Source organism: Pseudomonas hygromyciniae, assembly GCF_016925675.1.
Taxonomy (GTDB): Bacteria; Pseudomonadota; Gammaproteobacteria; order Pseudomonadales; family Pseudomonadaceae; genus Aquipseudomonas; species Aquipseudomonas hygromyciniae.
On sequence record NZ_CP070506.1, the window covers coordinates 1,489,000 to 1,509,988 of the forward strand.

A 20,989-nucleotide genomic window follows, 5' to 3' on the forward strand; every position below is an offset into this window, starting at 1 on the left:
TCAGTTCTCCAGAACGTCGAGCAGACCGAGGGGCAGTGGCACGTCCATGGTTTTATCGAACAGCAGATAAAGGCCGATGCTCATCAAGGTGATGATCACCGCACTGGGTAACCAGCGCCCGCCATACAGCCGTGCCATCGGGATACCGATCAGCGTGCTGCTGAGAATGAAACCCAGGGGTTCGAAAGTGCCGGCAAACACCAGCAGCAAGGCCACGCAGATCCCGATCTTGATCAGGGTCGGGCGGTCTAGCGGCGGTTCATCGTCGGTGTGTTTGGTCGGTTGCGGGCGAATCAGCATGTAGAGCAGTGCCAGCCCCATTAGCCCGATCAACAACAGCGGGAAGGCCCGAGGCCCTACGGGCTCGTAGGAAAAGGCCGCCTGATACGGCCAGGCCATCAGCGCCAGGCCGATACAGGCCAGTAACATCACGGCAGCGAAAATGCGTTGTAAGAGCATGGAAAACTCCAAGGCCACCTTTGTAGGCGCGAGCTTGCTCGCGAAAAACGTCAACGAAAACGCAGCTCATCTGGTTTGACACGGCGCTCTCACGTTCTTTGCGAGCAAGCTCGCTCCTACAGCGGCATTACATGACAGGGGGCGATTACTGGATCAGGCCGAACTCTTTGGCCAGCACTTTGTAGTCAGCCACCTGTTTCTTCACGTAGGTGTCCAGCTCCTGGCCGGTCATGGCAAAGGGGAACAGTTCGCGCTCGTCACGCAGTTTGGCGAAGTCCTCGGAGGCCAGCAGTTTGTCGAAGGCCGCTTTCCACCAGGCGTAGTCTTCATCGCTGACTTTTGGCCCCAGGTAGAAACCGCGCACCACTGGCCAGACGATGTCGTAGCCTTGTTCCTTGGCGGTCGGAATGTCTTTCATTTCCGGCTCATCGAGGCGGTTTTCCGCGAACACGGCCAGCAGGCGCATATCGCCGCTCTGAATGTGTGGCATGGAGTCGGAGATGTCGGTACTGCCCACCTGAATGTGACCGCCGAGAAGGGCAGTGGCGATTTCACCGCCGCCTTCGAGGGCCACATAACGCAGGTCACGGGGGTTGATCCCGGCGGCCTTGGCGATCAGGGCGGTCTGCATCCAGTCCTGGCTGCCGACGGTGCCGCCGGAGCCAATCACCACTTTGCTCGGATCTTTCTTCAGGGCTTGTACCAGATCATCGAGGTTCTTGTAGGGCGAATCGGCTTTTACCGCAATCGCGCCATAGCTGGTGCCAACCGCCGCCAGCCATTTCACTGCGCTTTCATCAAAACGCCCGAACTTGCCCTGGGCCAGGTTCAGCAAAGAACCACTGGACCAGGCCACCAACGTACCGGCATCGGCAGGGCGCTGGGCCACGACGGCGTTGTAGGCCACCGCACCCACGCCGCCAGGCATGTAGGTCACGCGCATCGGCTTGCTCAGCAGCTTCTCGTTGACCAGTGCGCTTTGCGCCAGCTTGCAAGTCAGGTCAAAACCGCCGCCAGGGGAGGCGGGGGCGATGCATTCCGGGCGCTTGGGTTCACCGGCGGCCAGCAGTTGGCCTGCCAACAACATGCAGCCGGCGGCCAGGGCAAATTTACGCAGGGATGAGGACATGGGGAACTCCGTCATTGTTGTTATTGGGGGTAAGACTTTCAGGGTTACCACAGTGCGACGCTGTAACTGACCAGCACGCGCACTTCATCTGCGTCCCGGGCCGAGTAGTTGGAGCGGTAGGTGGCGTTACGCAGGCGCACGGCCACGTCCTTGAGCGCGCCGCTTTGCACCACGTATTTGATTTCGGTGTTGCGTTCCCACTCTTTGCCGGTGTCGCCGTTCTTGAGCTTGATGTTGTCACCGGACAGGTAGCGGCTCATGAAGCTCAGGCCGGGGATCCCCAGCTTGGCAAAATCGTAGTCGTAACGTGCCTGCCAGGAGCGTTCTTCGGCGCCGGCAAAGTCGTTGATCTGCACAAAGTTGACCAGGTATGGGTCGCTGCCATCCACATACGGGAATGCGCTGTCACCGGACATGTGCTGGTAGCCGGCGCTCAGTTTATGGCCGTTGAGGGCGTAGCTGAAAATGCCGTTGAGGGATTTGTTGTCAATGCTGCCGCCGCGTGCGCTGCCGGTGTCATCGCTGATGGCCAGGCGCAGGTCGGTGCCGAAGGTGCCCGGGCCCATGGGCGTGGAGGCGACCACGCCGAGGAAGTGTTGGCGATACACGTCGTCCAGTTGGGCGAAGTGGTAGCTACCGGTGATCTTCTCGGCAAACTTGTAGTCCACGCCGCCGAAGTTGAAGTGCTTGCCGGTGGCTCCACTGAGGAAGCGGCCGTTCTTGTTGTTGAGGGCAATGTCCTCGTAGTTGCTGTCGTCGCGGTCTTTGGCCTTGTCCAGGCGCCCGCCGGTGAACGTCAGGTTCTTGAATTCCTTGGAGGTCAGCAGGCCGCCGTTGAAGGTCTGCGGCAGGATGCGCCCGTCGTTGGCCTTGAGGATTGGCAACTCGGGGATCAGCGAACCGATCTTCAGCTCAGTGGCGGAGATTTTCACTTTGCCGGTCAGGCCCAGCTTGGAGTACTCGTCAGCGGCGCGGCCATCATCGTGGGTGGGCAACAGGCCACTGCCGGTGCGGTCCGGGCTGGAGTCCAGCTTGACCCCGAGCATGCCCAGTGCATCCACGCCAAAACCGACAGTACCGTCGGTGTAGCCTGATTGCAGGTTGAGCATGAAGCCCTGGGCCCACTCGTCGCGCTTGGACTGCTGGGCGCTGGTACCGTCGCGAAAGTCGCGGTTGAAGTACATGTTGCGGGTTTCCAGGGTCGCGCTACTGTCTTCGAAGAAGGCAGCCTGGCTGAGCGGCGAAAAGCCGGCAAGGGCAGCGGCACTGGCGAGGGCGGTGTGGGTCATGCGGGAAAAACGAACAGGCGGGCAAGCCTGGGGCTGTGTCGACAGCATCGTGATGCACTCCGTTATTGTTCTTATGAGACGAAAACGCTTCGAGGCGTTTTTCGGGCGCTATGGGTGAAATAGCTCGGAAGGTGTAACCGTCCGTTTTCGGATGCTAATGGGCGAACCTTTCACTAACCTTTCAGCGTCCTTTCAATGTTTTCGGGCTTCACAGCACAGGCCGCGGCTGTAAACTGCGCCGCGAGTTGGTAAACAAAGGGTGGCACCGGTCACCCCTTAACGAGGTACAAATCCATGCGTGTCCTGCTCGTTGAAGACCATCTGCAACTGGCCGAAAGTGTGGCTCAGGCGCTCAAGAGCACGGGGTTGACGGTGGATGTGTTGCACGATGGCGTGGCGGCGGACCTGGCCCTGAGCAGCGAGGAATACGCCGTGGCGATTCTCGATGTGGGCTTGCCGCGCATGGATGGTTTCGAGGTGCTGGCGCGCCTGCGGGCCCGTGGGAAAAATCTGCCAGTGCTGATGCTTACCGCCCGCAGCGATGTAAAGGATCGGGTGCATGGCCTCAACCTGGGTGCCGATGATTATCTGGCCAAACCTTTCGAGCTGACCGAGCTGGAAGCCAGGGTCAAGGCGCTGTTGCGCCGCAGCGTGCTGGGTGGCGAGCGCCAGCAGACCTGTGGCGTGCTGGTGTATGACGTGGAAACCCGGCGCTTCACCCTCGGCGGTGAATTGCTGACGTTGACCTCACGCGAGCAGGCGGTGCTCGAGGCGCTGATCGCCCGCCCTGGCCGCGTCATGAGCAAGGAGCAACTGGCGTCCCAGGTCTTCGGCCTGGATGAGGAGGCCAGCCCCGATGCCATCGAAATCTATGTGCACCGCTTGCGCAAGAAACTCGATGGTCAGCCGGTCGCCATCGTCACCTTCCGCGGCCTCGGCTACTTGCTGGAAGCCCGCGATGCGTAAGCACAGCAGCCTGCGTTGGCGCCTGCTGTGGAACCTGGCATTGCTGTTGGTGGTGCTGATGCTGGCCAGTGGCTTGAGCGCCTACTGGAATGGTCGCGAGGCGGCAGACACGGCCTACGACCGCACGCTCCTGGCCTCGGCGCGGACCATCGCTGCCGGCCTGTCCCAGCGCGACGGCACTCTCAGCGCCGATGTGCCCTACGTGGCGTTGGACACCTTCGCCTATGACAGCGCCGGGCGGATTTATTACCAGGTCAATGACATTCACCAGAAGCTGATTTCCGGCTACGAACACCTGCCAGGGCCACCACCCGGCACACCGCGCACCGACGATTATCCGGCCTTGGCGCGTTTCTATAACGCCAAGTACCAGGGGCAGAATGTGCGGGTGGTGAGCCTGCTCAAGGCCGTGTCGGAGCCGAACATGAATGGCATGGCCGAAATCCGTGTGGCCGAAACCGACGAAGCCCGCGTCAGCATGGCCCGCAGCCTGATGGCCGACACCCTGCTGCGCCTGGGCATGCTGGCCATCGGCGCCTTGCTGCTGGTGTGGTTTGCGGTGAGTGCAGCGCTGCGCCCGCTGGAGCGTTTGCGCACGGCGGTGGAAGAACGTCAGCCGGATGATCTGCGGCCGCTGCCGTTGGTTGAAGTGCAGCACGAACTTGGGCCGCTGGTGCGGGCCTTGAATCACTTTACCGAACGCCTGCGTGGGCAGTTCGAGCGCCAGGCCCAGTTTATCGCCGATGCTTCCCACGAATTGCGCACCCCACTGGCCGCGCTCAAGGCTCGACTGGAGTTGGGCCTGCGCGCCGAGGAACCGGCGATCTGGCGCAGCACCCTGGAGACGGCGGCGCAAGGTACGGATCGCTTGACCCACCTGGCCAATCAATTGCTGTCCCTGGCACGCATCGAAAACGGTGCGCGGGCGATTGCTGAAGGGGGGGCGCAGTTGCTCGACCTCAGTCAACTGGCCCGTGAATTGGGCATGGCCATGGCGCCTCTGGCCCACGCCCGCGGCGTGGCATTGGCATTGGAGGCGGATCAGCCGGTGTGGTTGCGCGGCGAGCCGACCTTGCTGAACGAGCTGTTGAGCAACCTGGTGGATAACGCCCTGGCACACACGCCATCCGGTGGCAACGTGATCCTGCGGGTCACGGCGCCAGCGGTGCTGGAAGTGGAGGATGATGGCCCGGGCATTCCGCTGGACGAACGGGATCGGGTGTTCGAGCGCTTTTATCGGCGTAACCAGCAGGGCGCGGGTTCAGGCCTGGGGTTGGCGATCGTCGGCGAAATCTGCCGTGCGCATCTGGCCCAGATCAGCCTGCATGATGGCGAGCTCAAAGGGCTCAAGGTACGGGTAAGTTTTATCGCGGGCTGAGTATCTACACAACGTTCAGAAACTGATGAACTTCCCCGTGGCAAGCCCTACTGCCGTTCAGTTAAGTGAACGCAATGCTTAAAGCAGCGAAGAATAAATGTGGGAGCGGGCTTGCTCGCGAAGACGTCGGCTCAGCAAACATTGATGTTGACTGACCCACTGCTTTCGCGAGCAAGCCCGCTCGCCACAACAGCCCTATCTGCTGGCATACCTATGCCGCCGGCTGCTACCGGGGCGGTGGGGTTTCAGTAGAACATCGAGCGCGCTTCGTCCAGCTCGGTGCGCACCGCTTCATTGAGCGGGTCGATGCGCAGCTTCTTGAACGCCGGCAAGTTCGACAACGCAGTGTGGGCCAAGGGATGGTTGGTGTTCTTGTGGCAATACAGCACGGCCACTTGCACCAGGTCGACATAGTCCAGGCTGGCCGAGTCGCGCTCAAGGTCCTGGTAGTGCGCAGGCACACTCACCAGCATTTCCGGGAAGTCCCAGCCCCGCAGCAGCTTGTCCCCCAGCAGCGGGTGGATGCTATCGATCACATGGTTGAGGCTGACCGGGTCCGAGAGCAGTTCATAGTGATCTTCGGCGTAGGTCAGGATCGGCAGTACGCCGATCTGGTGCACCAGCCCGCCGAGTGCCGCCTGGTCCGGCTTGAGCTGGCTGTGGTTGCGGCACAAGGCGTAGCAGACGCCCGCCACTTCCAGGCTGCGGCGCCAGACGTCACGCATCTTCTGTTCGACGACGTCTGAGCGGGCATGGAAGATTTGCTCCATCACCAGGCCAATCGACAGGTTGCTGCTGTAGTTGGTGCCCAGGCGCGTGATGGCGGTGTGCAGGTCGGTGACCTCCTGGGTGGCGCGCAACAGTGGGCTGTTGACGACCTTGATCAGCCGCGCCGTCAGGGCGGTATCGCGGCTGATGACTTTGCTTAAATGACTGATGCTGACTTCGGGGTCTTCGGCGGCCTGACGAATTTTCAGGGCCACTTCCGGTAACGTGGGCAGAACCAGGTCATCGTTATCGATGGCCATCACCAACGCCTGTTGGACTTTTTCCGCCAGTTTGTTCATTCATGCTCTCTAGGGTGCTGCAAAAGGGTATGGCGATTAACGCTGGATCTCGCGATCACGGTCCAGTTGGTAGGGCAGGTCGAGTAACGTGAGGCCTGGGCCTTCCAGCGTACCTAAATGCACATCGCCACTGTCGGCTGCTTCGGCTTGCAGTACCGCCAGAAGTTCAATCCCTTCGTCGGCCCGGGCGGCGATCACCACCTCGCCGATGGCACTGTTATGGCTGGGCGCAAACAGTGGTGTGCCGGGCTCGGGCAATGCGTCGCCGTCCAGGCTCAGGCGGTACAGGCGGCGCTTGAGTTTGCCCAGGTATTGCATGCGGGCGACGATTTCCTGGCCGGTGTAGCAGCCTTTCTTGAAACTTACGCCACCGACCGCTTGCAGGTTGAGCATCTGCGGGATGAACAACTCGCGCGTCTGGGCCATGACCTGGCCGATGCCGGCGCGCACCTGCCCCAGCAGCCAGGCATTGAGATCGCCTTCGGCAAGGGTGGCGGCCAGTTGGGTGCGCAGGGATTCGGCTTGCGCGGCGGGCGCCCAGAGTTCGGCGCGGCCTGGGGAGACGCGAATGGCCAGCAGTTCTTCATGGCGCGCCACACTGTTGGTCTCGGCCGGCAAATCCAGGCCGAGACTGGCGATTGCCTGATCGGCGTCGGCCAGGCCGAAGCGGACCCAGGCGGCGCTTTCGTCCGTGAGCTTGGACTTGGAAAATACGGCGTATTTCTTCAGGTCCGCCAGTTGCGGCTCCAGCAGTTCGCTGGCCATGGCCAGCAGCACACCATCGCCTTGCAGCACGATACGGAAGCTCGACTGCATACGCCCCTTTTGGGTGCAGCGCGCGCCGAGGCTGGCGTGGGTATCGTTGAGGTAGTTGAGGTTGCAGGTCAGTTGCCCCTGGAGGAACTTGGCCGCGTCAGCGCCGCGAACGGCCAGGACGCCTTCGTGGGACAGGGGGCAGAAGAAAGCAGAGTCAGCCATGGGTCATCGCAGTTGGAAAGTCATGGGTGCATCATAGAGGGGCGCCCGCTAAATGGGTAGTTTCATAAGCCCGACCAAAGCCGACTGTTCCGAGGGGCGTGGGCCTGTATACTTGCGCCCTATTTGAGGAGCGCTCCATGGTCGAAGATGTAGAAATCAATCGCCTGTACTGGCACAGCCGTCGCGGCATGCTGGAGTTGGATGTGTTGCTGGTGCCTTTCACCAAAGAGGTTTACGCCACTCTCAATAAGGTGGATCGCGACCTCTACGTCCGGCTGCTGACCTGCGAAGACCAGGACATGTTCGGCTGGTTCATGGAGCGTGCTGAATCGGAAGATCCGGAGCTGCAGCGCATGGTCCGGATGATCCTGGATCGTGTCCAGCCCAAGTAATACCTTCGAATGCCGCTGGCAGGCCTGCGGGCTGTTGCTGGCGGCGTATCTCCTTGCCCAGTTGCTTGCATTCGTTGCGCTGTGCCTGCTGGTCGTACCTTTCTCGATGGCTGCACTCGGTGTGCTGGCGTGCCTGGCCCATGCCCTGTGGGCGCTGCCGCGCCATATTCGCTTGACCCACCGTTCGTCGGTTCGTGGCCTGCGCCGCAATACCGATGGCTGGCAGTTGTGGAGCGCGGCGCACGGCTGGCACGCAGTACAGTTGTGCCCTGACAGCCTGGCGTTGCCGCTGATCGTGGTATTGCGCTACCGGTTGCCGGGGGAGTGGCAGGTGCGCTCGGTGTGCGTACCGCGTGGTTCGCAGGCCGCCGATGTCCATCGGCGCCTGCGGGTGCGCTTGAAGTTCAGTCGCCGTAGGTGGCTGGCACCAGGATAGTGTCGAGGGCCTCAGGCAGCATCTGCGGGTAGTCGAGGGTGTAATGCAGGCCTCGGCTTTCCTTGCGCTCCATGGCCGAGCGGATCATCAGCTCGGCGACCTGGGCCAGGTTGCGCAACTCGATCAGGTCACGGCTGACCTTGTAGTTGCTGTAGAACTCGTCGATTTCATCCAGCAGCAACCGCACACGATGCTGCGCCCGCGCCAAGCGCTTGTTGGTGCGCACGATCCCCACGTAGTCCCACATGAAGCGCCGCAACTCGTCCCAGTTGTGGGCGATGATCACGTCCTCGTCCGAGTCTGTGACCTGGCTGGCATCCCAGCGGGGCAGGGCGGCCGGTACCGGAATGCGCGGCATTTGTTCGAGGATATCGGCGGCTGCGGAGCGGGCGTAGACGAAGCATTCGAGCAGCGAGTTGCTGGCCATGCGGTTGGCACCGTGCAGGCCGGTGAAGCTGGTCTCGCCGATGGCATACAGGCCGGGCACATCGGTACGGCCTCGCTGGTCGACCATCACCCCGCCACAGGTGTAATGCGCTGCCGGAACGACCGGTATCGGCCCCTTGGTGATATCGATATTGAAGGCCAGGCAGCGTTCGTAGACCGTCGGGAAGTGGGTCTTGATGAAGTCGGCAGGTTTGTGGCTGATGTCCAGGTAGACGCAATCGATGCCCAGGCGCTTCATCTCGTGGTCGATGGCGCGGGCCACGATATCCCGTGGTGCCAGTTCGGCGCGTGGGTCAAAGCGCTGCATGAAGCGCTCGCCGTTGGGTAGCTTCAGGTGTGCGCCTTCACCCCGCAGGGCTTCGGTGATCAGGAAACTCTTGGCCTGGGGGTGATACAGGCAGGTGGGGTGAAACTGGTTGAACTCCAGGTTCGCCACCCGGCAGCCCGACCGCCAGGCCATGGCGATGCCATCTCCACAGGCACCATCGGGGTTGCTGGTGTAGAGGTAGACTTTGGCGGCGCCCCCTGACGCCAGGATGGTGAAGCGTGCGCCATAGGTATCGACTTCACCACTGGCGCGGTTGAGGACGTAGGCCCCCAGGCAACGCTCGCCGGCCAGGCCCAGGCGCTTTTCGGTGATCAGGTCGACGGCGACCCGTTGCTCCAGCAGCTCGATATTCGGCCGTTGCCGGGCCTGGGCCAGCAGGGTCTTGAAGATCGCGGCGCCGGTGGCATCGGCGGCATGGATGATACGCCGGTGGCTGTGGCCGCCTTCACGGGTTAGGTGGAACTCGAAACCGCCGTCATCACTGCCCGCATGCTCATCACGGGTAAACGGCACGCCCTGGTCGATCAGCCACTGAATGGCTTCGCGGCTGTGCTCGACGGTGAAACGCACCGCTTCTTCATTACACAGGCCGCCGCCGGCGTTGAGGGTGTCTTCAACGTGCGATTGCACTGTGTCGGTGTCGTCCAGCACGGCGGCAACTCCGCCCTGGGCCCAGAATGTCGAGCCGTTGGCCAGGTCGCCCTTGCTCAGTACGGCTACGCGCAGATGGCTCGGCAGGGTCAGCGCAAGGCTCAGGCCTGCGGCGCCGCTACCAATCACCAGGACATCGTGTTGAAACTGTTGGCTCATTTATGGGATTCCGCAAAAAGCGATCCGAAGGGGTGGCGCAAACAGGACGCCTGGATCGGCGAATCAAAGGGTCACACGGCCCACTAGTATATAGAGGGGGCTATCGGCACAATAGCCGGGCATTCGTGGCATTGTGAGACTACGGTGAACGAACTGCACGGCTTTGATGAGGCGGTCCGGTATCGATATGGGAACTTTTACATCCCTCCCGACTCCATTACAGGATGCCCGAAAGCTGGGAAAACGTTGGTTTTACTGATTGGCCTGGAGCATGGGAGCGTCAGAAAACCGGCGACAAGATTATTCACGCAGCCGGCTATGCCCGCGCTGCGTTTTTCGTGTGTGCCAAAACAGAGCCCACCGGAAACTTGCTTGAAGGGGGAGAACTTTTGCGAAAAGTCCTAGTCTATGTTTGCAAGCCTGATCGTTTAGTTATGCAAGCCTCCTTCAAGTACAACGAGGAGTGTTCATGCTAACCCAGGAAGAGGATCAGCAGCTTGTTGAGCGCGTTCAACGCGGCGACAAGCGAGCATTTGATCTGCTAGTGCTGAAATACCAGCACAAAATTCTCGGGTTGATCGTGCGGTTTGTGCACGACACCCATGAAGCGCAGGACGTTGCACAGGAAGCCTTTATCAAGGCGTACCGTGCACTCGGTAATTTCCGCGGTGACAGTGCGTTCTACACGTGGCTGTACCGCATCGCCATCAACACGGCGAAGAACTATCTGGTTTCTCGCGGTCGTCGCCCGCCAGATAGTGATGTGAGTTCGGAAGATGCAGAATTTTACGATGGTGATCACGGCCTCAAAGATCTCGAGTCGCCGGAGCGTGCATTGCTGCGCGACGAGATCGAAGGCACTGTCCATCGCACTATTCAGCAACTGCCAGAAGATTTGCGTACGGCGTTAACTTTACGTGAATTCGATGGTCTGAGTTACGAGGACATTGCGAGCGTCATGCAATGTCCGGTGGGGACCGTACGCTCCCGGATTTTCCGGGCTCGGGAAGCCATCGATAAAGCCCTGCAGCCGTTGTTGCAGGAAAACTAAAGACAGCGGCGACAGCCAAGAGAGGAACCGCCATGAGTCGTGATGCCCTGCAGGAATCGCTGTCCGCAGTGATGGATAACGAAGCGGATGAACTGGAACTTCGTCGAGTGCTCAATGCATTTGATGACGCCGAAACCCGTGATACCTGGTCTCGTTACCAAGTCGCTCGGGCGGTGATGCACAAGGATCTACTAATCCCTCGTCTGGATATTGCTGCGGCCGTTTCTGCTGCGCTGGCCGATGAAGCCGTTCCGGCAAAAGCTGCACGTGGTCCTTGGCGTAGCCTGGGTCGCCTCGCAGTCGCTGCCTCGGTAACTGTGGCCGTACTGGCTGGTGTACGCCTGTACAACCAGGATGAGATCGCCGGTGCCGAACTGGCTCAGCAAACCCAGCAACCGGTCATGGCTGGTCCGCAGGTCAAGGGTCCGGCTGTACTGGCCGGCTATAAGGAAAGTTCTGACGCTCCGGGTCCGATGGCCAATGGCGTGCTTCAAGGGCAATCCGGCTGGCAGGACCAGCGTCTGCCTGGCTACCTGCGTCAACACGCTCAGGAGTCTGCGGTAAAAGGCACTGAAAGTGCATTGCCTTACGCTCGCGCTGCAAACCTGGAAAACCGCTAAACCGCTAAGGAGCTTTATGCGAGCCATACCGCTCCTTGCGCTTTTGCTCAGTGGCTGGATTGCAGCTCCTGCCCAAGCCGACGAAGGCCAGGATTGGCTGAAGCGCCTTGGGCGGGCAGGGCAGCAAAGCTACCAGGGCACGTTTATCTACGAACGTAACGGTAGTTTTTCTACCCATGAGATCTGGCATCGCGTTCAGGATAGCCAGGTGCATGAGCGCTTGTTGCAGCTCGATGGATCGGCTCAGGAACTTGTTCGTATCGATGGGCGCATCCAATGCGTTACCGGCAGTTTGGTAGCCGGCGTTGATAACTCCCCGGGCGCCCCCGCCCACGAATTCGACCCACAAAAACTCAATTCTTTCTACAAGATTGCCGTTAGCGGAAAGTCGCTGGTGGCCGGCCGTAACACGGTGATCGTGTCGCTGACCCCGCGTGACCAGTATCGTTACGGATTTGAGTTGCACCTGGATCGTGAAACCGCGTTGCCTCTCAAGTCGCTGCTGATTAACGATAAGGGGCAATTGCTGGAGCGGTTCCAGTTCACGCAACTGAAAACCACAATCCCCGATGCGCGTGATTTGCAGCCTGGCAGTGACTGCAAACCGTTGACCCCGTCCAGCAATAAAGCGTCAGCGCCGACGGGCCAGGCCCAGGCTTGGCATCCGCAATGGTTGCCGCCAGGGTTCGAGTTGACCCGCAGTGACGCGCGCAAGGATCCCAAGACCCAGGTGGTTGTGAACAGCTTGATGTATGACGATGGGCTCGCGCGGTTTTCACTGTTCCTTGAGCCTGTAACGGGCGAAGCCGCGATCGAAAGCCGTGTTCAGCTTGGGCCTACGGTTGCGGTATCCCGTCGCATGAGTACGCCTCAGGGCGATATCGTTGCGACGGTTGTCGGTGAGATTCCGATGGGTACCGCCGAACGGATCATCCTGTCTGTTCGCAGTGGTCCAGCGCCCGAAAAGCCTTGAGCCGTTAATCCTATGCTCATCCAGATCGTTCACAGTGCAGCAGGAGACAGGCGATGGTTGCCTTGTTCTTCTGCCGAGAACATGAAACTTATGGAGAGCATTTTCACTTGCAAAATCTCCTTATGTTTTTTATAGGTCAGAGCTCCTCGGCTCTGGCCTTGTGTTGTTCACGTAATGTTGACGTCGCTAGTAGTAGTCTTCGGCGTTTATTGAACCCTGTCGCCCAACCCTGCTCGTCGTAACGGGAGCTGTATGTCGATACCACGTTTGAAATCTTACCTATCCATAGTCGCCACGGTGCTGGTGCTGGGTCAGGCCGTTTCCGCGCAAGCGGCGGAGTTGCCTGACTTCACCCAACTGGTGGAGCAGGCCTCGCCTGCCGTGGTGAACATCAGTACCACCCAGAAACTGCCGGATCGTAAAGTTTCGAACCAGCAGATGCCCGACCTTGAAGGCCTGCCGCCAATGCTGCGGGAGTTCTTCGAGCGTGGCATGCCCCAGCCGCGCTCGCCCCGTGGCGGTGGTCAACGCGAAGCTCAATCCCTGGGCTCGGGCTTTATCATTTCACCTGACGGCTACATCCTGACCAACAATCATGTGATCGCCGACGCCGATGAAATCCTCGTGCGCCTGGCTGACCGCAGTGAACTCAAGGCCAAGTTGGTCGGCACCGATCCGCGCTCCGACGTCGCTTTGCTGAAGATCGAAGGCAAGGACCTGCCCGTGCTGAAACTGGGCAAGTCCCAGGATCTGAAGGCCGGGCAATGGGTGGTGGCCATCGGTTCACCGTTTGGCTTCGATCACACCGTGACCCAGGGCATCGTCAGTGCCATCGGCCGCAGCCTGCCGAACGAGAACTACGTGCCGTTCATCCAGACCGACGTGCCGATCAACCCGGGTAACTCCGGTGGTCCGCTGTTCAACCTCGCGGGCGAAGTGGTGGGGATCAACTCGCAGATCTACACCCGTTCCGGTGGTTTCATGGGGGTCTCCTTTGCTATTCCGATTGATGTGGCTATGGACGTTTCCAATCAGTTGAAAGCCGGTGGCAAGGTCAGCCGTGGCTGGTTGGGCGTGGTTATCCAGGAAGTCAACAAAGACCTGGCTGAATCCTTTGGCTTGGACAAACCGGCCGGTGCTCTGGTCGCGCAGATTCAGGATGATGGCCCGGCAGCCAAAGGCGGCTTGAAGGTTGGCGATGTGATTCTCAGCATGAATGGCCAGCCGATTGTCATGTCTGCCGACCTGCCGCATCTGGTGGGCGCACTCAAGGCAGGTGGCAAGGCCAAGCTTGAAGTGATCCGCGAGGGCAAGCGTCAGAATGTTGAACTGACTGTCGGAGCCATTCCGGAAGAAGGCCAGGAGCTCGCTCTGGGCGGCAAATCCGGTGCCGAGCGCAGCAGCAACCGCCTGGGCATCGCCGTGGTCGAGCTGACCGACGAACAGAAGAAAAGCTTCGACCTCAAGAGCGGTGTGGTGATCAAGGAAGTCCAGGACGGCCCGGCCGCCCTGATCGGCCTGCAACCCGGTGACGTGATTACCCACTTGAACAACCAGGCCATCAATTCCACCAAGGAGTTCGCCGACATCGCCAAGGCGCTGCCGAAGAATCGCTCGGTGTCGATGCGGGTCCTGCGTCAAGGGCGCGCCAGCTTCATCACCTTCAAGCTGGCGGAGTAATGCGCTAGCAGCGGGTCAATAAAAAGCCCCGCTCTCGGTAGTCGAGAGCGGGGCTTTTTTGTGGGCGATGGGTTTAGCTCATCATGCCTTTGACAATGCGCTCCTGCTCGATCAACTCACGCTGGCGCGCATCAATGCGTGACGACAGCGGGAAATTGCTGCCGGCCCGACGCTTGGCAAAGTCCAATTGCTGGATCGCCTGCTGGAAGTCGCCGACCAGTGCGAAGTATTCGGCGCGGGCCTGATGCAAGCCGATGATATTGCCGGACAAGCCGCGGGTTTCGGCCACTTGATACCACACATCCGGATCGTCGGAACGCGACTTGAGCAGGCCTTCCAGGGCCTTTTCTGCGTCGGCCGTACGGTTTTGCTTGAGCAGCAGGTCCACGCGCACCTGGTTCAACGGGTAATTGCTGGGGTACTGGGCCAGCATGCGATCGGTGCGTTGCTGCGCGTCGGGCATGCGATTGTTGGTGATATCCAGCTCGATCTGCGCCAGGTTGTAGGTGATGTCGTTGGGCGCCTTGGCCAGCAGCGGCTTGAGGGTTTCCCGCGCCTCATTGAGCTGGGTGCCCTTGATCTGGGCGATGGCCAGGCCATAGCGTGCTACATCGCTTTTCGGGTTCTCATCCAACTGGGCACGGAAGCGCTTGGCGGCCAGCCCAGGTGTGTCTTCGTAATACAGTTGGACCCGGGCGCGTATCAGTTGATAACGCAGGCTGTCTTCGGTGCCACCGGTCTTGGCTTGCTCGGCGCGGTTACGGGTGTCGGCGATCCGCGATTCGGTGACCGGGTGCGTCAACAGGAATTCCGGTGGCTTGGCATCGAAGCGATATTGGCGCATCAAGCGCTCGAACATGGTCGGCATCGAGCGCGGGTCGTAACCGGCCTTGACCATGTTGAGGATGCCGATGCGGTCGGCCTCTTGTTCATTCTGTCTGGAAAAACGTCGTTGCTCCTGGATAGCCGCCGCCTGGCTGCCGGCAATCGCAGCAATCCCGGCATCCCCGGCGCCGGCTGCGGCAGCGATAATCCCGCCGAGCAGCGCGGCCATCATCGGGATCTGCATCCGTTGCTGGGCTTCCACGCCACGGGCGAAGTGACGCTGGGACAAGTGCGCCAATTCGTGGGCCATGACCGAGGCGTATTCGCCTTCGGTCTGGGCGTTGAGAAACAGGCCGCCGTTGACCCCGACAATCCCGCCCGGTGCGGCAAACGCGTTGAGCTGTGGGCTGTTGATCAGGATGAACTCCAGGCGCCGGTCATTGACCTGGCTGGTCTCCACCAGCTTGTACACGCTGGTTTCGACGTAATCCTTGAGTTGCGGGTCATTGAGGACCGAGACCTGTCCGCGCAGGAATGCCAGCCAGGCCCGGCCCAGTTGGTGTTCCTGTTGTGGCGAGACAATGGCAGAACTGGCGTCGCCAAGTGACGGCAGATCGTCGGCGAAGCCTGGAGAGGCAAGCAGGCAAGCTAGCGTCAGCAGGGTAGGGCGCAAAAAAGTCATGCACAAAGCCTTTCGACAAAGACCTTACTGTAGCCGGACACTGAGCCTGGGACCAGATATTCTAAGCGCCCCCTTGAAGCCGCCAGGAGCAAAACCATGACCGATGCCGTAGACCACGATGCCGAGCTCGATGCCAGCGGCCTGAACTGCCCGTTGCCATTGCTCAAGGCCAAAATGGAGCTCAATCGGCTGGCCAGCGGTGCGGTACTCAAGGTAATTGCCACAGATGCGGGTTCCCAGCGGGACTTCCGCACATTTGCCAAGTTGGCGGGGCATGCGCTGTTGCACGAAGAGGCAGATAACGGCGTATATCGCTACTGGTTGCGCAAGGCCTGATGGCCCCATCGCGGGCAAGCCCGGCTCCCACACTCACGAGCACCGATCCAATGTAGGAGCTTGCTTGCCAGTGATGGCTATATAACGGCCACCCACAACATCAAGCCTTGTCCAGCGCCTGCGCCGCCGCCAACACGGCATCCACATGCCCTGGCACCTTCACGCCGCGCCATTCCTGGCGCAGCACGCCATTTTTGTCGATCAGGAAGGTGCTGCGATCCACCCCCATGTATTCCTTGCCGTACAGTTTCTTCAGCTTGATTACATCAAACAGCTGGCAAACCGCTTCGTCCTTGTCGCTGATCAGCTCGAAGGGGAAGGCCTGCTTGGCCTTGAAGTTCTCATGGGACTTCACGCTGTCCCGGGACACGCCAAACACCTCGGTGTTGGCAGCCTGGAAGGCGGCGTACTGGTCACGAAAGCCCTGGCCTTCAGTGGTGCAGCCTGGCGTGCTGTCTTTCGGGTAGAAGTAGATCACCACTTGCTTGCCCTTGAGGCCCGCGAGGCTGAACGTCTGCCCGCTGGTCGCCGGGGCTTGGAAATCGGCGACCGGTGTATCGATGACTACCGCCATGAAAACTTCCTTACATTGGATTCTGTGGGCGCCACGGTTCGATCAATGCGTCCAGGTTCAGCGCATCGGCGAAATCCAGGAACTGGTCACGCAACCAACTGATCTGTACGCCTGCCGGCAAGGTCACGGTAAAGGTGGCGTTGAGCATGGTGCCGCCGGTCTGGGGGGCCTGATAGGTGTCGAGGGTCAGGTTTTCCAGTTCGACGTTATGGTCGATAAAGAACTGGCACAATTCATTGACGATGTCCGAACGGTAGGCCGAACTGACGTAGGCCACATACGGCAGCGCTTGCGGCCGGTTCTCTAGGGCGGCACTGCGTACCACATTGACGGTGAAGTCGTGCTTCTTGGCCAGGGTCGGCAAACCGGCTTCCAGGCGCGCCAGGGCATCCCAGCTCCCGGAAATCTGCAGGACCAGCGCGCTGCATTCGCCATGGCGAGTCAGGCGTGAGGTCACGACGGCGCAGCGGTTTTCATGGCTGGCGCGGCACAGGACGTTAGTCAGCTCCATGGGGTTGGCGCCAAGGGCACTGATAACAAGGAATTGTTCGCGGACTGTGGGGGTGGACATGCAGCATTCCTAAAGCGATGAGCGGTCGATACGAGCTTGCGGTACCGATCAAAGGATCAAGGGTAGCGAAAAGCGCCGCCAAGGGCTAGGACGTGGCGTTTTCATTGCATATTCAGTGGCAGTTGGCCGTGCTTTGGCCCAATGATGGCATTGCCGGCAACTAAGTTGATCCAGAACGCATCCTCAGAGGGTACTTCGCTTGTGCAAGCATCTTGGCGCCAGTACCATTACGGCTCTCTTTTTCCGGCAGGAGCGGTTGCATGATTGCGGGCAGTATGGTGGCACTGGTCACACCCATGGATGCACAAGGTAATCTCGACTGGGACAGCCTGGGCAAACTGGTGGACTTTCACCTGCAAGAAGGCACCAACGCCATTGTGGCCGTCGGCACCACGGGTGAATCGGCCACACTTGATGTGGAAGAACACATCGAGGTGATCGAGTTTGTGGTCAAGCGCGTTGCAGGGCGTATCGCGGTGATTGCCGGTACGGGCGCCAACTCGACCCGCGAGGCGATCGAGCTGACCAAGAACGCCAAGAAAGCCGGTGCCGATGCCTGTCTGCTGGTGACGCCGTACTACAACAAGCCGACCCAGGAAGGCTTGTACCAGCACTTCAAGACTATCGCCGAAGCCGTCGACATCCCGCAGATCCTCTACAACGTGCCAGGTCGCACGGCGTGCGACATGCAGGCCGCGACCGTGATCCGCCTGTCGACCGTGCCGAACATCATCGGTATCAAGGAAGCCACCGGCGACCTGCAGCGCGCCAAGGACATCCTGGCCGGCGTGAGCAGCGACTTCCTGCTTTATTCCGGCGACGACGCCACGGCTGTAGAGCTGATCCTGCTGGGCGGCAAGGGCAATATTTCGGTAACCGCCAACGTTGCCCCGCGTGCCATGAGCCAGATGTGCGCAGCCGCCATCGCCGGCGACGCCGTCACCGCCCGCGAGATTCACGAAAAGCTGATGCCGCTCAACAAAACACTGTTCATCGAATCCAACCCTATTCCCGTGAAATGGGCGCTGCATGAAATGGGCCTGATGCCGGACGGTATCCGTCTGCCGCTCACCCAACTCAGCCCAGCCTGTCACGAACCGCTGCGACAGGCCCTGCGCCAGTCCGGCGTCCTGGTTTAATTGAGGAAGCACTACGCATGAAGCGATTGGCCGGACTTTCCGCACTTGCCTTGATTATCTCCAGCACCAGTGGCTGCGGTTGGATCTGGGGCCCGGAAGGCTACTTCCGTGACCGCGGCAGCGATTACCTGGAAGCACAACAAACCGCACCGATGCAATTGCCGCCGGACGTCAACGTTGCGAAGCGCCTTGACCCGTTGCTGCCGATCCCGCGCAATGTGGCAGACGACTCCGTCAAGGGCGAGTACGAAGTACCGCGCCCGCAGCCGATTTCGGCCCTGGCCGATGCCAGCGACTACAGCCTGCAGAAAAGCGGCGATTCGCGCTGGATCATGGCCCAGCGCCCACCTGCCGAAGTCTGGCCGGTGGCTGTGCAGTTCTTCCAGGACAATGGCTTTCGTATCGACGAGCAACGTCCGCAGACCGGTGAATTCACCACGGCGTGGCAGCAACCGAGCGAACTGTCGGCCAACATGGCCAAGCGTTTGCAGGCCGGTGGCGTCGCCGCTGATGGCGAAAGCCGCATCCGCGTGCGCATCGAACCAGGCGTGCAGCGCAATACCAGTGAAGTCTACGTGGTCAGCGCCGCGCGTCCTGCCGGCAGCACCGCCAACGTCGACTTCACCAATCGTTCGGTCAACAGCGGTGTCGATGCAGCGCTGGTCGACGAGATGCTTGCCAGCATGAGCCGCATCTCCGAGAAGGGCGGTTCCGTTTCCCTGCTCGCCGCCCGTGATTACGACACCCCTAACCGTGTCAGCCTCACCGAAGACGGCAGCGGCAACGTCGTGCTCAACCTGGGTGAAGACCTGGATCGTGCCTGGGCCAGCGTGGGCCGTGCCCTGGAGCAAGGACCATGGCGCGTCGAAGACATCAACCGCAGCCTGGGCCTGTACTACATCAACGTGGCAGAAAAGGCCGAGAAGAAAGACGAAGAGCGTGGTTTCTTCAGCAAGTTGTTCGGCAGCGAGCCGACCAAGGAAGAGATCGAGACCCGCGCCGAGCGTTATCAAGTGCGCTTGAGCAAGGTCGGCGACAACGTGCAAGTCACTGTCGAGAAAAACATCAACACCGTGGCGCCAGCAGAAACGGCGCGCAAAGTGTTGGGCGTGATTCAGGACAACCTGGGCTGATCCGATGCGTTTTGCTGTTCTCGGCAGCGGTAGCCAAGGGAACGGCACGCTTGTAGCCCACGACGACACGTACGTCCTGGTGGATTGTGGTTTCTCCTTGCGGGAAACCGAGCGACGCCTGCTGCGCCTGGGGGTTCACCCCGCGCAGTTGAGCGCGATTCTGGTGACCCACGAACATGCCGACCACGTGCATGGCGTGGGTTTGCTGTCTCGGCGCTACAATCTTCCGGTGTACCTGAGTCGCGGCACCTTGCGCGGGATGCGCAAACCCATTGAACCCGCAGGTTTCCTGGCCGGTGGCGAGCAACTGCAGATCGGTGCCTTGAGCATCGACGTGATTGCCGTGGCGCATGATGCCCATGAGCCTACGCAATATGTATTCAGTGATGGCGAGCGCCGCTTTGGCCTGCTTACCGACCTGGGTTCGTACTGCGCCAAGGTGCTGGAAGGCTATCGGGACCTCGATGCGTTGATGATCGAGTCCAACCATTGCCGTGACCTGCTGGCGCGCGGTCACTACCCGTACTTTCTCAAGCAGCGGGTGGGTGGCGAACTGGGACATTTGAACAACCACCAGGCGGCGTACCTGGTGTATGAGTTGGGCTGGCAAGACCTGCAACACCTGGTCCTGGCCCACCTGAGCAGCAAGAACAACCTGCCGCAGCTTGCCCGGCAATGTTTTGTCGACACCCTAGGGTGCGACCCGGACTGGCTGCAACTGGCCGATCAAGATTCAGGGCTCGACTGGCGACATATTGCCTAGCCCATCTACTTACCAAGCGGAGCCCATCATGGAAAAACGTGAAGAACTCTACCGCGGCAAAGCCAAGTCGGTTTACAAGACCGACGACGCCAACCGCTTGATCCTGCTGTTTCGCAACGACACCTCGGCGTTCGACGGCAAGCGCATCGAACAGCTCGACCGCAAGGGCATGGTGAACAACAAGTTCAACGCCTTCATCATGCAAAAACTCGAAGCGGCCGGCATTCCGACCCAATTCGACAAACTGCTGGGCGACAACGAATGCCTGGTGAAAAAACTCGACATGATCCCGGTCGAGTGCGTCGTGCGTAACTACGCCGCCGGCAGCCTGGTCAAACGCCTGGGCGTGGAAGAGGGCCTCAAGCTCAACCCTTACACGTTCGAACTGTTCCTCAAGGACGACGCCAAGGGCGACCCGTTCATCAACGAATCCCACGTCGTGGCATTCGGCTGGGGCACCGCTGAGCAACTGGCGCGCATGAAGGAGCTGTCGCTCAAGGTCAACGACGTCCTGAGCAAACTGTTTGACGATGCTGGCCTGCTGCTGGTGGACTTCAAACTGGAGTTCGGCGTATTCCACGACGGCTCCATCGTCCTGGGCGACGAGTTCAGCCCGGACGGCTGCCGCCTGTGGGACAAGGACACGCGCAAGAAGATGGACAAAGACCGCTTCCGCCAGGGCCTCGGTGACGTTATCGAAGCCTACGAAGAAGTCGCCAACCGTCTCGGCGTACCGCTGTAATCGACGCAAGCATCTGATAGCACGGAAAAAAATCCACTGAGAGCTTTGCTTCCCAGTAACAGGCTGTTATGATGCGCGCCGTTGGAGAGATGCCAGAGTGGCCGAATGGGACGGATTCGAAATCCGTTGTACCTTCACCGGTACCTAGGGTTCGAATCCCTATCTCTCCGCCATATCTAGAAAACCCCTGTAATTTAATGAATTACGGGGGTTTTTCTTTT

Annotated in this window: 22 protein-coding genes and 1 tRNA gene; 14 read left to right on the top strand and 9 right to left on the bottom strand. The window is 60.2% G+C overall.

Features of this window, described 5'->3' with window-relative positions:
* From JTY93_RS06515 to JTY93_RS06525, 3 genes are all read right to left on the bottom strand, one after another.
* Positions 1-459 carry a tripartite tricarboxylate transporter TctB family protein gene (locus JTY93_RS06515; protein WP_205478781.1) on the bottom strand — a complete coding sequence of 153 codons (459 nt, stop codon included), beginning with the start codon at positions 457-459 and terminating at the stop codon, positions 1-3.
* Positions 460-604: 145 nt separating this feature from the next.
* Positions 605-1,588, bottom strand: a complete 984-nt coding sequence (locus tag JTY93_RS06520) for a Bug family tripartite tricarboxylate transporter substrate binding protein (RefSeq protein ID WP_205478780.1) — start codon at positions 1,586-1,588, stop codon at positions 605-607.
* 44 nt (positions 1,589-1,632) lie between these two features.
* Positions 1,633-2,925, bottom strand: a complete 1,293-nt coding sequence (locus tag JTY93_RS06525; RefSeq protein ID WP_205478779.1) for an OprD family porin — start codon at positions 2,923-2,925, stop codon at positions 1,633-1,635.
* 246 nt (positions 2,926-3,171) lie between these two features.
* Between JTY93_RS06525 and tctD the strand changes: the two genes are divergently transcribed.
* Together tctD and tctE are read left to right on the top strand one after the other, a co-directional pair.
* A complete protein-coding gene (tctD, locus tag JTY93_RS06530; RefSeq protein WP_029299087.1) occupies positions 3,172-3,843 on the top strand; it encodes a two-component system response regulator TctD in 672 nt (223 codons plus the stop codon).
* Positions 3,836-5,221 carry a two-component system sensor histidine kinase TctE gene (tctE, locus tag JTY93_RS06535; RefSeq protein ID WP_065943869.1) on the top strand — a complete coding sequence of 462 codons (1,386 nt, stop codon included), beginning with the start codon at positions 3,836-3,838 and terminating at the stop codon, positions 5,219-5,221. The genes tctD and tctE overlap by 8 nt, the downstream gene beginning before the upstream one ends.
* A 245-nt stretch (positions 5,222-5,466) precedes the next feature.
* Here the strand turns inward: tctE and JTY93_RS06540 are convergent, their stop codons facing one another.
* Both JTY93_RS06540 and ygfZ read right to left on the bottom strand, forming a co-directional pair.
* Positions 5,467-6,288 carry an HDOD domain-containing protein gene (locus tag JTY93_RS06540; RefSeq protein ID WP_205478206.1) on the bottom strand — a complete coding sequence of 274 codons (822 nt, stop codon included), beginning with the start codon at positions 6,286-6,288 and terminating at the stop codon, positions 5,467-5,469.
* 36 nt (positions 6,289-6,324) lie between these two features.
* The gene (ygfZ, locus tag JTY93_RS06545; RefSeq protein ID WP_205478207.1) at positions 6,325-7,266 is read right to left on the bottom strand and encodes a CAF17-like 4Fe-4S cluster assembly/insertion protein YgfZ; all 942 of its coding nucleotides are present in this window, start codon (positions 7,264-7,266) and stop codon (positions 6,325-6,327) included.
* 137 nt (positions 7,267-7,403) lie between these two features.
* Here ygfZ and JTY93_RS06550 point away from each other — a divergent pair, with 137 nt between their 5' ends.
* Positions 7,404-7,658 (top strand): FAD assembly factor SdhE, encoded by a 255-nt coding sequence (locus JTY93_RS06550; RefSeq protein ID WP_010212215.1) that lies wholly within the window; start codon positions 7,404-7,406, stop codon positions 7,656-7,658.
* Positions 7,642-8,094, top strand: a complete 453-nt coding sequence (locus JTY93_RS06555) for a hypothetical protein (RefSeq protein ID WP_205478208.1) — start codon at positions 7,642-7,644, stop codon at positions 8,092-8,094. The genes JTY93_RS06550 and JTY93_RS06555 overlap by 17 nt, the downstream gene beginning before the upstream one ends.
* On the opposite strand, the gene nadB is transcribed toward JTY93_RS06555, so the two are convergent.
* Positions 8,063-9,679 (bottom strand): L-aspartate oxidase, encoded by a 1,617-nt coding sequence (gene nadB / locus JTY93_RS06560; protein WP_205478209.1) that lies wholly within the window; start codon positions 9,677-9,679, stop codon positions 8,063-8,065. The genes JTY93_RS06555 and nadB overlap by 32 nt on opposite strands.
* Before the next feature lie 469 nt (positions 9,680-10,148).
* Here nadB and rpoE point away from each other — a divergent pair, with 469 nt between their 5' ends.
* The 4 genes from rpoE to JTY93_RS06580 all read left to right on the top strand — a co-directional run bounded on the left by rpoE (position 10,149) and on the right by JTY93_RS06580 (position 14,003).
* Positions 10,149-10,730 carry an RNA polymerase sigma factor RpoE/AlgU gene (gene rpoE / locus JTY93_RS06565; protein ID WP_003172477.1) on the top strand — a complete coding sequence of 194 codons (582 nt, stop codon included), beginning with the start codon at positions 10,149-10,151 and terminating at the stop codon, positions 10,728-10,730.
* A gap of 32 nt (positions 10,731-10,762) precedes the next feature.
* Positions 10,763-11,350 carry a sigma-E factor negative regulatory protein gene (locus JTY93_RS06570; protein ID WP_169993581.1) on the top strand — a complete coding sequence of 196 codons (588 nt, stop codon included), beginning with the start codon at positions 10,763-10,765 and terminating at the stop codon, positions 11,348-11,350.
* 16 nt (positions 11,351-11,366) lie between these two features.
* Positions 11,367-12,323 carry a MucB/RseB family sigma factor regulatory protein gene (locus JTY93_RS06575; protein WP_205478210.1) on the top strand — a complete coding sequence of 319 codons (957 nt, stop codon included), beginning with the start codon at positions 11,367-11,369 and terminating at the stop codon, positions 12,321-12,323.
* A gap of 252 nt (positions 12,324-12,575) precedes the next feature.
* Positions 12,576-14,003, top strand: coding sequence for a DegQ family serine endoprotease (locus JTY93_RS06580; protein ID WP_178120243.1), 1,428 nt, complete (start codon positions 12,576-12,578; stop codon positions 14,001-14,003).
* A 73-nt stretch (positions 14,004-14,076) separates the two neighbouring features.
* On the opposite strand, the gene JTY93_RS06585 is transcribed toward JTY93_RS06580, so the two are convergent.
* Entirely contained in the window at positions 14,077-15,510 is a 1,434-nt protein-coding gene (locus tag JTY93_RS06585) for a M48 family metalloprotease (RefSeq protein WP_029299078.1), read from the bottom strand.
* Between the two features lie 96 nt (positions 15,511-15,606).
* Between JTY93_RS06585 and JTY93_RS06590 the strand changes: the two genes are divergently transcribed.
* Positions 15,607-15,846, top strand: a complete 240-nt coding sequence (locus JTY93_RS06590) for a sulfurtransferase TusA family protein (RefSeq protein ID WP_205478212.1) — start codon at positions 15,607-15,609, stop codon at positions 15,844-15,846.
* Positions 15,847-15,946: 100 nt separating this feature from the next.
* On the opposite strand, the gene JTY93_RS06595 is transcribed toward JTY93_RS06590, so the two are convergent.
* Complete coding sequence (locus JTY93_RS06595; RefSeq protein WP_070995811.1) at positions 15,947-16,420, bottom strand: peroxiredoxin; 474 nt, start codon at positions 16,418-16,420, stop codon at positions 15,947-15,949.
* A 10-nt stretch (positions 16,421-16,430) separates the two neighbouring features.
* On the bottom strand, positions 16,431-16,991 hold the full coding sequence (locus JTY93_RS06600) for a glycine cleavage system transcriptional repressor (protein WP_169993574.1): 561 nt from the start codon (positions 16,989-16,991) through the stop codon (positions 16,431-16,433).
* A 260-nt stretch (positions 16,992-17,251) separates the two neighbouring features.
* Between JTY93_RS06600 and dapA the strand changes: the two genes are divergently transcribed.
* The 5 genes from dapA to JTY93_RS06625 all read left to right on the top strand — a co-directional run bounded on the left by dapA (position 17,252) and on the right by JTY93_RS06625 (position 20,941).
* Positions 17,252-18,130, top strand: coding sequence for a 4-hydroxy-tetrahydrodipicolinate synthase (gene dapA / locus JTY93_RS06605; protein ID WP_169993572.1), 879 nt, complete (start codon positions 17,252-17,254; stop codon positions 18,128-18,130).
* 17 nt (positions 18,131-18,147) lie between these two features.
* The gene (gene bamC / locus JTY93_RS06610; RefSeq protein WP_205478213.1) at positions 18,148-19,263 is read left to right on the top strand and encodes an NlpB/DapX family lipoprotein; all 1,116 of its coding nucleotides are present in this window, start codon (positions 18,148-18,150) and stop codon (positions 19,261-19,263) included.
* Between the two features lie 4 nt (positions 19,264-19,267).
* The gene (locus JTY93_RS06615; RefSeq protein ID WP_032857872.1) at positions 19,268-20,026 is read left to right on the top strand and encodes an MBL fold metallo-hydrolase; all 759 of its coding nucleotides are present in this window, start codon (positions 19,268-19,270) and stop codon (positions 20,024-20,026) included.
* 28 nt (positions 20,027-20,054) lie between these two features.
* Positions 20,055-20,768, top strand: a complete 714-nt coding sequence (gene purC / locus JTY93_RS06620; protein ID WP_003211975.1) for a phosphoribosylaminoimidazolesuccinocarboxamide synthase — start codon at positions 20,055-20,057, stop codon at positions 20,766-20,768.
* An 83-nt stretch (positions 20,769-20,851) separates the two neighbouring features.
* Positions 20,852-20,941: transfer RNA gene (locus JTY93_RS06625), tRNA-Ser, on the top strand.
* Positions 20,942-20,989 lie beyond the last annotated feature (48 nt).

Coding starts and splice junctions, on each gene's coding strand:
- JTY93_RS06520 (WP_205478780.1), bottom strand. CDS start 1,588: ATGTCCTCATCCCTGCGTAAATTTGCCCTGGCCGCCGGCTGCATGTTG.
- dapA (WP_169993572.1), top strand. CDS start 17,252: ATGATTGCGGGCAGTATGGTGGCACTGGTCACACCCATGGATGCACAA.
- JTY93_RS06595 (WP_070995811.1), bottom strand. CDS start 16,420: ATGGCGGTAGTCATCGATACACCGGTCGCCGATTTCCAAGCCCCGGCG.
- rpoE (WP_003172477.1), top strand. CDS start 10,149: ATGCTAACCCAGGAAGAGGATCAGCAGCTTGTTGAGCGCGTTCAACGC.
- JTY93_RS06585 (WP_029299078.1), bottom strand. CDS start 15,510: ATGACTTTTTTGCGCCCTACCCTGCTGACGCTAGCTTGCCTGCTTGCC.
- JTY93_RS06540 (WP_205478206.1), bottom strand. CDS start 6,288: ATGAACAAACTGGCGGAAAAAGTCCAACAGGCGTTGGTGATGGCCATC.
- JTY93_RS06615 (WP_032857872.1), top strand. CDS start 19,268: ATGCGTTTTGCTGTTCTCGGCAGCGGTAGCCAAGGGAACGGCACGCTT.
- JTY93_RS06600 (WP_169993574.1), bottom strand. CDS start 16,991: ATGTCCACCCCCACAGTCCGCGAACAATTCCTTGTTATCAGTGCCCTT.
- JTY93_RS06550 (WP_010212215.1), top strand. CDS start 7,404: ATGGTCGAAGATGTAGAAATCAATCGCCTGTACTGGCACAGCCGTCGC.
- bamC (WP_205478213.1), top strand. CDS start 18,148: ATGAAGCGATTGGCCGGACTTTCCGCACTTGCCTTGATTATCTCCAGC.
- JTY93_RS06575 (WP_205478210.1), top strand. CDS start 11,367: ATGCGAGCCATACCGCTCCTTGCGCTTTTGCTCAGTGGCTGGATTGCA.
- tctE (WP_065943869.1), top strand. CDS start 3,836: ATGCGTAAGCACAGCAGCCTGCGTTGGCGCCTGCTGTGGAACCTGGCA.
- JTY93_RS06580 (WP_178120243.1), top strand. CDS start 12,576: ATGTCGATACCACGTTTGAAATCTTACCTATCCATAGTCGCCACGGTG.
- ygfZ (WP_205478207.1), bottom strand. CDS start 7,266: ATGGCTGACTCTGCTTTCTTCTGCCCCCTGTCCCACGAAGGCGTCCTG.
- JTY93_RS06570 (WP_169993581.1), top strand. CDS start 10,763: ATGAGTCGTGATGCCCTGCAGGAATCGCTGTCCGCAGTGATGGATAAC.
- JTY93_RS06590 (WP_205478212.1), top strand. CDS start 15,607: ATGACCGATGCCGTAGACCACGATGCCGAGCTCGATGCCAGCGGCCTG.
- tctD (WP_029299087.1), top strand. CDS start 3,172: ATGCGTGTCCTGCTCGTTGAAGACCATCTGCAACTGGCCGAAAGTGTG.
- JTY93_RS06515 (WP_205478781.1), bottom strand. CDS start 459: ATGCTCTTACAACGCATTTTCGCTGCCGTGATGTTACTGGCCTGTATC.
- nadB (WP_205478209.1), bottom strand. CDS start 9,679: ATGAGCCAACAGTTTCAACACGATGTCCTGGTGATTGGTAGCGGCGCC.
- purC (WP_003211975.1), top strand. CDS start 20,055: ATGGAAAAACGTGAAGAACTCTACCGCGGCAAAGCCAAGTCGGTTTAC.
- JTY93_RS06525 (WP_205478779.1), bottom strand. CDS start 2,925: ATGCTGTCGACACAGCCCCAGGCTTGCCCGCCTGTTCGTTTTTCCCGC.